The 13413-nt window shown below is 46.7% G+C and carries 14 protein-coding genes; 4 read left to right on the forward strand and 10 right to left on the reverse strand.

All coding sequences use genetic code 11. The annotated features are described in order from the left end of the window. Positions 1 to 7: 7 nt before the first annotated feature. The gene (locus E0E16_RS05445; RefSeq protein ID WP_130829452.1) at positions 8 to 511 is read left to right on the forward strand and encodes a hypothetical protein; all 504 of its coding nucleotides are present in this window, start codon (positions 8 to 10) and stop codon (positions 509 to 511) included. Positions 512 to 609: 98 nt separating this feature from the next. Here E0E16_RS05445 and E0E16_RS05450 read toward each other — a convergent pair whose 3' ends face one another. Continuing rightward, positions 610 to 1863 (reverse strand): ATP-binding protein, encoded by a 1254-nt coding sequence (locus E0E16_RS05450; protein WP_130829454.1) that lies wholly within the window; start codon positions 1861 to 1863, stop codon positions 610 to 612. 434 nt (positions 1864 to 2297) lie between these two features. On the opposite strand from E0E16_RS05450, the gene E0E16_RS05455 reads away from it, so the two are divergent. From E0E16_RS05455 to E0E16_RS05475, 3 genes are all read left to right on the forward strand, one after another. Next, positions 2298 to 2777 carry a hypothetical protein gene (locus E0E16_RS05455; protein WP_130829455.1) on the forward strand — a complete coding sequence of 160 codons (480 nt, stop codon included), beginning with the start codon at positions 2298 to 2300 and terminating at the stop codon, positions 2775 to 2777. A gap of 4 nt (positions 2778 to 2781) precedes the next feature. Continuing rightward, the gene (locus E0E16_RS05460; RefSeq protein WP_130829457.1) at positions 2782 to 3003 is read left to right on the forward strand and encodes an NrfD family oxidoreductase membrane subunit; all 222 of its coding nucleotides are present in this window, start codon (positions 2782 to 2784) and stop codon (positions 3001 to 3003) included. A gap of 1133 nt (positions 3004 to 4136) precedes the next feature. Next, complete coding sequence (locus E0E16_RS05475) at positions 4137 to 4493, forward strand: hypothetical protein (protein ID WP_130829461.1); 357 nt, start codon at positions 4137 to 4139, stop codon at positions 4491 to 4493. A gap of 490 nt (positions 4494 to 4983) precedes the next feature. Here the strand turns inward: E0E16_RS05475 and E0E16_RS13925 are convergent, their stop codons facing one another. The 9 genes from E0E16_RS13925 to E0E16_RS05520 form a co-directional block, all read right to left on the reverse strand. After that, positions 4984 to 5106, reverse strand: coding sequence for an XRE family transcriptional regulator (locus E0E16_RS13925; RefSeq protein WP_130829464.1), 123 nt, complete (start codon positions 5104 to 5106; stop codon positions 4984 to 4986). Next, positions 5106 to 5414 (reverse strand): helix-turn-helix domain-containing protein, encoded by a 309-nt coding sequence (locus E0E16_RS05485; protein WP_130829466.1) that lies wholly within the window; start codon positions 5412 to 5414, stop codon positions 5106 to 5108. Before E0E16_RS05485 ends, E0E16_RS13925 begins: the two co-directional genes overlap by 1 nt. Positions 5415 to 5428: 14 nt before the next feature. Continuing rightward, the gene (locus E0E16_RS05490) at positions 5429 to 5977 is read right to left on the reverse strand and encodes a hypothetical protein (protein WP_130829468.1); all 549 of its coding nucleotides are present in this window, start codon (positions 5975 to 5977) and stop codon (positions 5429 to 5431) included. A 63-nt stretch (positions 5978 to 6040) separates the two neighbouring features. Continuing rightward, the gene (dnaG, locus tag E0E16_RS05495; protein ID WP_130829470.1) at positions 6041 to 9154 is read right to left on the reverse strand and encodes a DNA primase; all 3114 of its coding nucleotides are present in this window, start codon (positions 9152 to 9154) and stop codon (positions 6041 to 6043) included. 108 nt (positions 9155 to 9262) lie between these two features. Next, a complete protein-coding gene (locus E0E16_RS05500) occupies positions 9263 to 9466 on the reverse strand; it encodes a helix-turn-helix domain-containing protein (protein WP_007175168.1) in 204 nt (67 codons plus the stop codon). Then, positions 9459 to 9788: a hypothetical protein gene (locus E0E16_RS05505; protein ID WP_116616139.1), complete on the reverse strand. Its 330-nt coding sequence runs from the start codon at positions 9786 to 9788 to the stop codon at positions 9459 to 9461. The genes E0E16_RS05500 and E0E16_RS05505 overlap by 8 nt, the downstream gene beginning before the upstream one ends. Before the next feature lie 538 nt (positions 9789 to 10326). After that, the gene (gene pstS, locus E0E16_RS05510) at positions 10327 to 11535 is read right to left on the reverse strand and encodes a phosphate ABC transporter substrate-binding protein PstS (protein WP_240048112.1); all 1209 of its coding nucleotides are present in this window, start codon (positions 11533 to 11535) and stop codon (positions 10327 to 10329) included. Between the two features lie 27 nt (positions 11536 to 11562). Further along, entirely contained in the window at positions 11563 to 12279 is a 717-nt protein-coding gene (locus E0E16_RS05515; protein ID WP_147785436.1) for a hypothetical protein, read from the reverse strand. 159 nt (positions 12280 to 12438) lie between these two features. Further along, positions 12439 to 13347 carry a DUF6383 domain-containing protein gene (locus tag E0E16_RS05520; RefSeq protein WP_116616140.1) on the reverse strand — a complete coding sequence of 303 codons (909 nt, stop codon included), beginning with the start codon at positions 13345 to 13347 and terminating at the stop codon, positions 12439 to 12441. Positions 13348 to 13413: the final 66 nt, after the last annotated feature.

The following is a 13413-nucleotide window of genomic DNA, read 5'->3' on the forward strand; positions in this document are numbered from 1 at the left end:
ATTAGTGATGAAAAGAAAAAGTATTATATATGTAGTGGTGGCATTGTTATGCCTCACTGGTTGTAAAAATAAGCGTCATGCGTTGAAGCAGTTGGCTGTGGAAAATCTGAAAGAATCGATGGAATATCCTAAGCAATTGCAGGTGTTGGCTATATCAGAGCCTGATTCGGCTTTTGGGTTCAGCTACTTCTCGCAACAAGAGAAGGCGGGCATCATCCGTATCATGAAGTCGGTCACGGATAGTATTATGAAACGTACCAATAATATGCAGTCGCTGGACATCAATGACTTCTACGTGATGGATCTCGCCGAAAGGCAGATGCGTGCCAACTCGGACATTCGACAGATGCTCAGTCAGGCTACTGGCAAAAAGGAATGGACGGGATGGAAAGTGAAGATCGACTATCAGGCGATAACGCATCATGGCATGAAATACAATGCTGAACGGTGGTTCTTTATCAGTAAGGACGGCAAGGCGGTGGTGAGGACGTTTGAACTACCGCTGCCATAAAAGTTCTTTCATGAAGATACATGGTAAAAAAATAGCAGGGGAAGTTATCTGTAGCTTCCCCTGTTTCTTCCTTTAGTATTATAGACTTGCTGTTTATACTATTTCCAGATATTCGCTTTTTCCAACAGAAAATCGTAAAGTCCAATTACCAAGATTCCATTCTCATTGTAACCAGTACTGTAATGATCGCCGGCAATGATAATCTTGCGAAAGCCGTCTGACACTTGCAAGAGTGAGGCTTGTTCCTGATCAACTTTCTCCTTTGAAGGTAAAGCATAGGCAGACTGAATGTATAATCGTTCATCATGTCGATTGACGACAAAATCTATTTCGAGGTTTCGTCTTGTTAGTTTGCCGTTATTATCGCGTTTGAAACTTTCAACTAATCCGACATCAACCGAGAAACCATTGCGGCATAAGTCGTTATATACAACATTCTCCATAATATGGGTTGGCTCAAATTGGCGGAATTCAACAACGGCATTCCTTATCCCTAAATCCTCGAAATAATACTTGGTTTCTGTGCCGATATATTTCCTACCCTTGACATCATAGCGTAATGCTTCGCTGATGATGAATGCATCTTGCAGACACGCGATGTATTTGGCTATCGTTGCAGGGGCAACATCTATGCCTGCGGCAGTCTTGAAAGTGTTTGAAATTCGTCGCACGTTGGTACTCGCCCCCATAGTAGAGGCAAGAATACGAACCAGCTCCCGTAAGCCGTCTGCATTCTTTAGATGGTTGCGGTCAATAACGTCTCTTAGATACACCGTCTCAAAAATCTCGCGGAGGTAATTCTGCTTGTCTTTAGCTCGTTTCATTCCTGCCACAGCTGGCAGGCCACCATATTTATAGTATTGATCCAGGGCTTCTGCCTTTTCACCACCTATCACCTCATAATATTCTGCAAAACTAAGTGGGTGGATGCGTACTTCCCATCCTCGTCCACGAAATTCCGTTATAATGTCTCTTGAAAGGAATTTTGCATTTGAGCCGGTAACATACACTTCTGCATTGGGTACGCCAAGGTAAGAGTTAAGAACATCCTCAAACTCACTGACCAACTGCACCTCATCCAACAGAATGTAATACTTCTCTGCATCTGTCATCAATTTATCGATATGTTCAAGAAGTGCATCTGGATTACGTAGCTTCTTATTTCGGCGATCCTCCAAATTGACTTTAATAATGTGATCTTCGTGAATGCCCCTTTCAAGAAGACTCTTTCGGAAGATATTGAAAAGGAGGAATGACTTGCCACAGCGTCGCATCCCGGTGATGATTTTGATCATACCGTTTCCATCAGCATTCTGTAGTTGGCTTAGGTAATACTTCCGTTCAAATAGCATTTTAGAATATATTTTTGTGTCACGACACAGATTTATGCAGCAAATATAACTATTTCATGTCATTTAAGCAAGAAAACAGTAATTATTTTCTTGTTTTCCTTATTATCAGAGAAAGGTACGTCATGATGTGCGGTATTTACTTTCTATCATTTCCATGTTTGCGGTTGCCTCCTTGTTGCAAGTACTCATTTTCTTTGCAAAGTTACGGCATAGGAAAGAGCGGCAAGCACCGCTATGGCTATACGCAGAAAAATAGACGGCAGCCTTCCTCAAATCAAGATTTGGGTATTCCGTCAATTTTTCCGTGCATTGCTTGCCTTGTCTTTCCCGCTTATGCCGTCCTTTCTTGCTCGAAAATCAAGTACCTGCAAGAAGTCTGAAGACTTCACAAAAGGGAAAAGATTAAGATTGATAACCTCTTAAAATGATAAGTTATGCACGCATGGATTTTTCAATTATCGGAAGAACGCATCGAGGGCTATCTTTGTGAAGATACCTTGTTGCAGGGTGATGGCAGCGATTATGACTATTGTGCCGCCATATCAGAAGAAGAACGGAAGAGAGCCGTTTACTCGCTCATGGCTCATATTCTGCCATTGGGTATGTTTCGCCTGAAAGATGAAACGACTTTGGTGTATCAAGGCGGGTTTGAGCAGTGGAAACGTGAGTGGGTTGAGCGTATTCAGACGAAAGCGGCAAAGGTAAACACGGAAAACGTGATGAACTTTTGCGGTGAGGTATACCAGTTGGAGACCGAGCTGCAAAATCCGCTGGACACTGATGCCCAATTCTACCTTTGTAATGACGACTATCAGACTTTTGCGGAAAAGTCGGCGGAGTTGATGCGCATGGTGGAGCATCTGACGGAGGGTGACGAACTTTATATCGGTGGTATCATTGATTTTCATTTCTAAAAGCATGGGGAATATCAGTATTTTTTCGATAGAGGGCGTTGATGCAAGAGAGATTAGCAATGCGCAGTTGGGCGATGCCCTATTTGCACCCTGTAGTGTGTGCGACAAGTGGAAAGAAGATTTTCCATCAGTGGACAATCTATTTTACGGATATGTGGAAGATGACATCTTCTACAGCTATTCAGACGACGAGTTTGAAACCCACGTCAATGCGATGTTTGACTAAGTAGAACCAGGAGTGTGCCGAGTTACAGGCATACTCCTGCAAAAGGAAATACAATGAAGAAGATTTATAGCGTACCGGCTCGATACATATTCGAGGGTACTTTCAAGATAGAAGCAGAGAGCAGCGAGGAAGCCAAGTGTTATGCAAAATCCTAAAACACTGTGGAATGGTCATGGACAGTGGCATACAGACCACTTTGTCATACCGTGAGATTGATTGGGTATTCTGCAACCATCCTTGTAAGCAGGTGGGCAGAATAAGTAGGGAGGAGTGAGCATGGCTGGAGTATATCTGACAAGGTATGACCAGCTTTCAAAATCGGGCAGCTGTCACAGTCCGCTGCCTATTTGGGAGAAAGATGCTTAGCTGAATAATGCTTGGTTAAAATAAAAGTCTTGCTTTTGCATCAAAAACAAGACTTTTATTTGGGAGTACTTAATGTCCCTGAAAGCCGTATTTCGCTATCACGTCATAAATGAGTGTGATGACTCCACACCGCTTTCATCGCTTCGTTGGAACACGGAGCAACAAGGGAGATCGGTTATCCATTATGTGCTGGATGGAGTGCATAGCATGGTACAGGAAAGATAGGCTACCGCTGTTACGCTGATGATGGACTGTCGCCCATGACCGCTCCACGGCTCCGCCATCTTACTTCCTGCTCCGTGCCTATGCACACCATATTGCACATTTTTCCTGTGTAACGTCAGTGCATCTCCAGTGTAACGCAATTCTTGTGTTGCATTGGGGTTACACAGACTACCTATGTGGTTTTACCTATATTTCAGAAGGCTTTTTCCCTGAAAGTCGTATCTCCATTCATTGCGCATAGAGCAGCAACCATTACAATACCGCTTTCATCATTCTTCAGGGACGTAGAATGACAAGGGAGAGAGGTTAGGTCATTTCGTGCGCAACAAGGCCAGTGATGAGTTGAAGATGCCACATTCCATTCCAAACTTGCAACAAGATGCCCAAGCATCCTTGCATGCAGTTCTTCCATTCCATTTCCGGCTCTCTTCAACTCATTACCTGCCATGGCGCTCTCTTTTTGCTGTGAGAAACTAAACAAAGTTAGGTGATGGGGTGCTCACCACTGCTCCACAATAGCATTTAATATAGCAAATCATTTGATGACGGCAAAACTCGCCAAACAGTTGAAAGATTTCCCTCTTTATCCTCAGGACGGGAAGCAGAAGGACGACACTTGCGTCTGTGTGTTTGAATTTGGACTCATCCGCTGGTATGTACTGGAGGGGCAACCAGAAGGCAACGACTTTACTTTGTTCTGTATCGTAGTGGGGATAGCTGAAACGGAGTATGGCTACGCCTCTGTAAAGGAGATGGAAGGCATCAAGGTGGCTGGCTCACGGTATGGACTGGGCATGTTGAGCATTAGGCAAGTACCAGGCTTTAAGCCCTGTCTACTTACCGAGATACAGGATAAGCGACTACAGGACTTCCTCTCAAGGCTATATGATGAGCAGTAACGAAAGGCTTTGCAAGCGAGAGCCATGAAGGCTCGCTTTCAAATGGCCGAGTGCTGCTAAGCGTTATAGAAAAGGCGGAGCTTCCGCCTTTTTATTTTTTTTGTAGGGCACATATATTTGGGCTGTCTTTTCTGTCTTATTTGTCATAAACACATAAAGTGTTGATATACAATAATATAATATTCTTTGTTATTAGACAAGACTTTTATTATTAGACTAAAATAGAAAGATTCTTCACTTCGACCATTTTCTAAGACAAGCGATGACAAGTCAAGACAACATCAGAGACATATAATTTATTGATACTCAACGACAAGACATATAAGACAAGCAAGACAAGCATTTTTGGGGTTTACTGAGAATTTTTTTAGGGCAAAAATGAAGCCGCCATTACCAGGACAAATTACCTGATAATGGCGGGTAGCCTATCATGACTCACCAGCAGTTCTTAGGGTATCCAGAGTGAGTCCCTGTTACTTCTCTTTTTTGCTCAATGAGCGTCTTTTATCTTTTTCAAGAAGCGATTCGTTTTCTGCTCGTAAGCATTACGGGCAGACGTGTTTTTGCTGCCCAACACTCGGTTGAGCATCTCGTCATGTGAGTATAACTTCATCAAACCGTTTCTACCTCGCTGGGGAGTAAGTGGAGTGAGAGGGCATCTTCTATCTTGCAAAGCGTCTCGATGGAGAGATTCTCTTTCCCTCGGAGTATCTTTGACACATACTGCTGCGAGCAGCCCAAGCGCTGGGCAAGTTCTGTCTGGGTAAGATGGAGCTCGTCCATCTTGTCGAGCATAAGCATCGCAATACGCTGCGAGTGGCGAAGCCACGACTTGTTGGCCTGTCGGTATTCGGCAGCCTCACGCCAGCGAGAGGGTGTCTTGCTCTCATGCGCCTCCAGTTTGTTTATAATTTGGTTCATACTTACCTCCTTTTTTATATTGTGGTAACATAATCTATGAAAGAATCATCGTCGATAATATCCTCATTCAGGAGGAAACGGCGGACTTTTTCCAGTTTTGCCAATTCCGCCTTTGTGTGGTTTCGCTCTTCCATTTTGAGCGTAAGTTTAATAGCCCCACCTGTGATGACATATACGCCTTGTGATAACTTTATAGCATAGATGCGAAGCCACGAAGAATGACGAATCGTTCGTTTCAGCCTGGCTTTTTCTTTGCCGAGCACCATCTCCGAGGTGCGGAAGTTTTCCAATGGGTGAAATAGCAATTCTAAGTCTGAATCAGGATTTAAGTCCAGCATCAAACATTGCAGTTGATCGCTGTCCTCAATCGTGTCTTCTATGGCTTGGTTGATGTCTGTCACCTTGAAGTGGGCTATCAGATCATCCCAATTATCACGGAAGAATTGTCTAAGCCATACTACATTGCCCCACTTGTCAAACAGCGTATAGAGTGCATTATCGCTCTCTCCATTGTATCGCACAGCCCATAGACGACCGTCGTCAGTAATTTTATCGAACGTCATGTTCTTTCTTTTATGTTGCAAAGATAAGTTATATATTTGAATTATACAACTCATAGGTTGTATTTAACTATTATTTTCTTCCCTTGTCATCTCCAGATTGATGTCAAACGCCTCGACGAGCTTCTCATAGTCAAAGCAATAGGAACGTTGTTGGACGGACATTTTGGTGGGCTGCCCCTTGGCATCACGGTGATCGAAGTCAAGGACCTGGTTACCCTTTTTGACAACATGATACGTCATGCGCTGCTCGCCAAGATACTCTTTGCTGTTTTCTAAATAGTAACGCAGCGACTCTTCGGGCAGTGAGGTCTCTCCGTTGCGGTGGGCATTGAGCTTATAGAGCATGAAGATGCGGGTCTTCTGAAGATAGAGTATCTTGTGCGGCTCTGCCCATTCCGTTTCATTGATGATACTGGAATGGAACCGGCTGACAGATCTAATTCTAAAATCGGCATCTTCGTAAATTTCACCCTCACTATTGAGAAACTGCACCATGCGCCAGAAGCTACCCAACTCGTCGTTTGTCTTACATTCCATGTTTTGGTGTATAATGCCTTCAACCGTGATATTCAATACTTCTGAATACGAGAGAGGCAAATCCAATTTGCCTTCCAAACATCGGAAGGCTGTAAGTGGGACCACCCAGTTTTGCACAATGCGGTCGATGACATTCCTACTGCCTAACCGTTTGTTTACATCACCCAATATCAAATGATACTGGTCATAAAAGGCTTTGACAAACAGTTCCCTATGGGTCAAAAGCTGTAGGGTTAAGTGCGTCATTCCTTTGGAACGCATCATGAGCAATCTTTGGTAGTTCTTCTTTTCATCATCCGTAAAGTCTGACTTGGGAAACGAGAGGAAGATAAGCCGGCTGAAGAGTGCGATGTCGGTCGTAGGCATCTCTTGTCCGGAGATAATCACGCCTGCATCTACGGCGGTGGTCTCCTTCTTCTTGTCGGTGGCCATGTTCATGCGCGTGCGACCAGTACCGTCCCAAAGGCCCTTGATAAACTCTATCTTGGCGGTGTCGATGCCGTTCTTGTATTCGTCGATGTGCACCAGAGCATTGGCAGCGGCAGCTACCGTGTCGTTGAGCGCAGGAATGGTGGAGTTCTGTATGTTGGGCGGTATGTTGTCAATCACGAAGAACGACATCAAGGTGTGTCCTAACTCACTCTTGCCAGAACCCTTCGGACCGAAGAGATCGAGGATGGGAAATGAGCGTGTGGTGAGGGTGATGATGTCACGGAAAAGGGTGGCGAGATAAAAGCAGAAGCCTATCTTGCCATTGTCGCCAAAGACGAGGAAGAGTTGACGGGTGAAGTCCCGGAGCAAAATCATTGAGAAATTAAAATGCACAAACTGACGCTCGAAACGGAAATAGTCAGTGTTTTCCTTATAAATCTGAGAGAAGGCTGGCAGGTAGTAGTTACCCTTCTCGTCCAGGTGTACGATACCATACTCGTTGACTTCACTGAACTTCCCTCCATAATAGATGCCGTTGCCAAAGGCATAGAAGCCTTTCTTGTTCCAGCCGAGCTGCTTGATTTGGGCTGCTGTCTCGGTCTTTTCGTAGAGGAAGCACTTCAGCTTAATGAGTTCCTTCTCGCCAGCCTTCCAGATGAAGTTGCCGAGAGATTCGAGTTTTTGGCGGAACTTTTGCAGCGAGATAAGGTCTTCCTGCTCCATCTCTATAATTTCCTTGATGCCCAACTCGTTGGTGAGCAAGAAGAGTCGTTTGGCCATAAGCGGGTCCTTGATGTGGAAGAGTGGTGTCAGCGTAAAATTGCTCCATTCAATCACTCCTCCCTTCTCGGTGGTGGAGAAGTATTTGCCGTGGTCTATCCAAAAACCGTACTGACGGTTTAGGTCGATTTCGTCCTCCTTTGGGCTGTCGCGCCTCGTCCTCTCGTTCTCGACGGCTTTCTGCCAGAAGAGTTTTCCTCGGTGATATTTGGTGAGGGCATCAATGAACATGGTGAGCTTGGTGTCGTCATCGATAAAAGACAACAGGTGGGCTATCTGCTTCACGGCATCACTCTTTTGCTCAGTGTTGCCGCTCGTCTCAAATAGTTTGGCGGCCAGCCACAGGATAAAGTCCTCTTCCTCAACAGCCTTGAAGAGCGCTTGATTCTTGAAATAGGTATCGGGATCTTCCTTCTTACCTTCTTCGGAGGTGGGTATTTCCTTGACCGATACGATAAGGTGCTGTTCAGTGGCGAGCTTCCCTGCCTTCATTACGGCTTCGATACCCGTACCATAATCGGCGCCGCCCTTGGGTGGGTCGTTGTCGGGAATGAAGCACACCTTACTGGTTGCCCTCTTGATGAGTTGAAACTGCTCCGCTGTCCATGCCGAACCAAGGTCGGCTACGGCGTTCTGCACACCAATGGCATGCAGACGCATACAGTCGGGGGCTCCCTCCACAAGGTACATCTGCTCGGCCTTTCCTGCCGCCCGCCATGCCACGTCCAAACCAAAGACCGTGTTACGCTTATTGTAAAGAAACGACTCCTTGCTATTGAGATACTTTGGCTGACTGTCGTCCATCACCCTTGCTGTGAAGCCGATGATGTGCTGGTAGCGGTCTTTGATGGGGATGACGATACGGTTTTGGAAGAAGTCGTAGCCCTGCTTGTTAATGAGTCCCAACTCCTGGAGAAATTCCTTTTGCAAGGGCAGACGAGCGAGGGCTTTGCCGTCGATGGGCGCAAAACCGATCTCTATCTCATCGCAATACTTCTGCCCCCAGCGGCGGTAGGCATAGTCCTGGGCAGGCTTGTAGCGCAGAAACACCTCACGGTAATGCTTATGTACGGTGGCATTGACAATCAGTAGCGACTCACGTCTCAGGCGCTGCTGCTTCTCATCGATGGTTTCCTCACGTTCCTCCACCTCTATACCGTACTTCCTGCCCAGCCATTTCACGGCCTCTGGGTAGGTCATGTTCTCATGCTCCATCAGGAAGGTAATCGCATTACCTCCCTTATGGCACCCGAAACAGTAGAACATGCTGCGGTTGGGCGTAACTGTAAACGACGGTGTCTTCTCCTGATGGAAAGGACACAGCGCACGATAGATGATGCCTCGCTTCTGGAGTGACAAGAATTCGCCCACCACCTCTTCTATATGCGCCGCATCAAGTATCTTTTCTATAATGGCCTTGGGTATCATTTCATCCTCTAATCATGTTTGGGGTTACAAAAAAATGCCTCAGCCGACTGGCTTCTCAGCGGGTCGGCCAAGGGCTTCTACTTAGTCACTTGTTATTTAGAGGATTTGCTAAGTATCTCTTAATTCTGCAATGAACTCCGATTTCAGGACATACCAACAACGACCCATCTTATGAGCTGGGATAAGGCCTTTTTCGATGCGCTTCCTGATGGTACACTCCTTGCGTCCGAGCATAAGGGCGATGTCGGGCACGGTATAGACCGTGTCCGAGGTGTTAAGTACTCCATGACTGGCAGCCATGAAATCAGTCATGCTCGCTTTCCGCTTCCCATTCTTTCTTTCCGTAGAAATCAATGGGGAGTTTTTCTTTCCATTTTCCTTCATCTGTTTCCTTGTTTAATTCCTGTTTACGTTCCTCTGATGATACTGCATAGATGGCCAGCCGGCAGCCATAGCTGTTGTAGCTGTAATGGATGAACTTACCAGCGATGGCTCCCCAAGAGCGGTTGTAATCGCTGATCATGTTCACAAAGCTGTGACGCTTGTCCAGTGATACATTGGTGATCTTCAACTGGCCTACATGAATTTCCCTAATCCATGTCGTTGGATGGATAACTCTTTCTACTTTTGGCATAATCTTCTGATTTTAAATGAGGGCAATATTGCACTGAGATCCAAAAGAGAATGAGCATCTATCTTGCTGAGGGAATATCAAAAATGCAAAAAATCCTTCCATGGCTTCCGTTTCATCGAATGTAGAATTTCTGGTTTCCTTTCTTGGGTCAAAATGGTTTGACAGGAAATAGAAATTAAATTTTTGCTACAAAAATATAAGCAAAAATGGTGGAAAACGAAAACCAATCAGTTTAAATCGACCAACCAACCAAGTATTTAACGTTACCCAACGCTTCCTATGAAGAAGGAGTGAGACTGCTTTTGTCAATTATCTGACGGACACGGATGGAATATTCATACTCAACAGGAATTTTTGATAAGGTTCAGGATTTTCTCCGCCATCGAGACTACAAGGCAAACAAAAACGCCTGTGGACGACCGCAGGGGTAAGTTGCGGTGCGCCACAAGCGTTCAAGTTATGAAGAATAAAAAAGTTTTCATGAGGAGTCCTCATGAGGGGATGTTTCTTTTGAGGACGTCAAAGAGGCGGGGGGGAGCTATTTCATCTTCTTGCCCTCATACGTCATGCTGTCCAGCAGACGTGCGGCGGCGGCAGCGGTGCGGGTGGGCAGTGGCGAGTAGAGCAGACGGGTGGTCAGCTCCTGTGCCTCTGGGCTGAGCAGCCAGCGCAGAACGCTCACCGTCTCCTGTGCCTCATGATATGACCGCAAGGCGTAGCTCTGCTCCTGATACACCAACACCCAGGTGTAGCAGCTGATGGGGTATGCCCCGGCATCGGTGGCGTTGGTGATGTCGGTGGCATTGCCCTCCTGTTCGGCAGCAGCCATGATGCTCTCCTGCGTGGGCAGCACAAACGTGCCGGCGGCATTGCGCAGCCATGCCCGTTGCGTGTCGAAGGCGGTGGTGTATTCCGTCGCCACATAGCCGATGCTTCCTGGTATGCGTTCCACCAGGCCTGCCACGCCAGTATTGCCATTGGCAGCCACGCCCACCTTGCAGCCTATCTTCTTGCCCACGCCCATAGCGTTTTTCCATGCGTCGCTCACCTTTGAGAGATACTGGGAGAACACGTAGGTGGTGCCGCTGCCGTCGAGACGGAACACGGGGGTAATCTCCCGGTCGGGCAGTGATAGCTTGGGGTTCACCGCTGCAATGCGGGCATCGTTCCACTTCACGATTTTACCCATGAAGATGTCGGCCAGCAGTTCGCCCGTCAGCCGCAGGTTGTCCGTACCCTTCAGGTTGTAGGCCACGGTCACCGCCCCCATACAGGTGGGCAGTGCCAGCACCTTTCCCGGCAGGCTGTCGCGCTCTGCTTTGGTGGGCAGCACGTCCACGCCCGCAAAGTCGATCTGTCGGCGTTGCAGAGCTTTCAGACCCCGCTCCGAGCCGATACCGGCATAGGTCACGGGTACGTCGTTTTTCTCCCAGTACAACTCGAACGCTTTGTTGTAGAAAGGCAGGGGCAGCGTTGCTCCGGCTGCCGTCACCACCGTCTTGTGCGAGGCAGCCGATGGAGCCTTCACCACGCTCCCGTTCTCCGCATGAGTGGTGATGGAGAACATACAGAGCATCAATAAGATATTTTTTACTTTGAACATTGAACTTTGAACTTTGAACTTTGAGGTTTGAACTTTGAACTTTGAGGTTTGAACTTTGAACTTTGAGGTTTGAACTTTGAACTTTGAGGTTTGATCTTTAAACTTTGAACCGAAGGTCACCGACCAACGGAAAGTAATGAGCATGATGAATTATGAATTGTGCATTGTTCATTAAAACTCATATTCAATATTTCCCGAATGTCCATTCACCTGCAAGGTCTGACGGGCATCGCTGTCAAACTTCATCAGCGTGGGCATAAAGCCGATACGCTTCTCGGGTGTCACGTCGGCATTGTACAGGCGAAAATAAAAATTTCCCTGCACAGCCGTGGTGTCTATCTCCACGAACTGCCCCGGCACGTTCTGTTCCAACAACACGGATAAGAGCTTCTTGCTGGAAAACGGATTTTTGCCACTGAGTATTTGCACACGCATGTGGTGAATGTCGGGATAGGTCTTGTCTGTGTAGAAGAAGCGGGCTTTGACGTGTCCTGGCTCTGTAGGCATCGGCTCGCCACCTTCCGACTCGTCGGGTGTCATGAGTTTCTGCCCCGGCAATTGCACGAAGGTGAAGTCACGCTGCTGGCTCAGGTCCACGTTCATAGAGAAATCGGGCTGGTCGGCTCCTTTGCGAAAGCCCTGCAACACGCCCTTCGCATCTGCGCGGACGCGGTAGGTGCTGTTCGTGAAACCCCTATCCTTAGATAGACTTGCTGTCTTACCAGAAAAACTCTGACCATCCAGCATGAAATAGCAAGAGTCATACGAATAGGGCTCTGCCACCGTCAGATGATAGTAGCCGCCGTCCAAGGGCTCGTCGTTATAGCTGCAACCCGCAAGCAGCACCACGGCTGTTGCCGTGAGAAAGATTTGATTGAGTATTTTCATTCTTTACAATATTTTGGTAGAAACAAGGCGGAGTTGCCAGCAGAGTGTGCGGCACACCACCTTGTTGTTATGATTCCTCCGACCGATAGCATTTTTGTCCAAGTGCATGATAACAGTCCGGATGGAAATAATGATGCATTGTGAATTATGCATTATGAATTATCTCATCATTACTTTCGCTGTCTTGTTTCCAGCTTTCACCACCAACAGTTGGTTCTTGGGCAAGTTACTGATGTGGGTGGTTTCGCTGGTTGCCACAGTGTTGGCCACCGTCCTGCCAATGGCGTCGTACACAGTGATGCGGCTGCCTTTCACGCCGCCCACATACAGCTCGCCACCATCTACCTTCACGGGCAAAGGCTGATTGGCGGTTGTGGTCTCGATGCCGCTCGTGCCGCCTTTCACCGTCAGGGAAAAGTCATCGAGCAAGAGGTCGCCAGAACTAACTTTCACTCCAATTAATAAATATTTCATCTTGCTCTTGTCGTAGGTATAAAATTTGCTTGGAGCATATCTTGCCAAACGGTCTCCAAAATCATAATCGACAGTAGCGAACTTCCAGTCTCCCTCTATAGCCTCTCCATTTGTGACTATGCCTTGTGAATCTATGCCTTGGTCTGCCACAGCATCTACATTACCTATTTCATCGCTGTCGGAGGAGTGCCACATTCCAATGCAATATTTCCATTCTATAGGCCTCCCTTTATAGTTTTTCGCCTTGATTACTTTGTACCAGAAAGAAAACGTATATACCTTATCTAACCCTGTAACAGAGGCATCTATACACTGTATCTCATTACCTCCACTTGGATAACCTTCGGAAGCATACATCATATACAGCGCTGCGTTGCCGGAATGAGCTTCGGAGACAATTGTGCTGAAATGAACATCCCCTTCTTCATAATCAAATGGATTATACCAGCCTGTCGGACGAATGATACCGTTTACCTCATCAATGACGATTGTCTCACCTTCAAACCCTGGATTACTAAGTAGATTCTCCTGCGCATTAACAACAGTTGCGCTGCCAAGTAGCAGCATGGCAAAAAGTAAATTTTTGGTTTTCATTTGTTTTTCTTTTTAATTAAACGTATCAAAGGATGGTAAGCCAACCTTGGCTGGCCTACTATCCTG

Origin of the sequence: Prevotella rectalis (assembly GCF_900607215.1) — a bacterium.
Classification (GTDB): domain Bacteria; phylum Bacteroidota; class Bacteroidia; order Bacteroidales; family Bacteroidaceae; genus Prevotella; species Prevotella brunnea.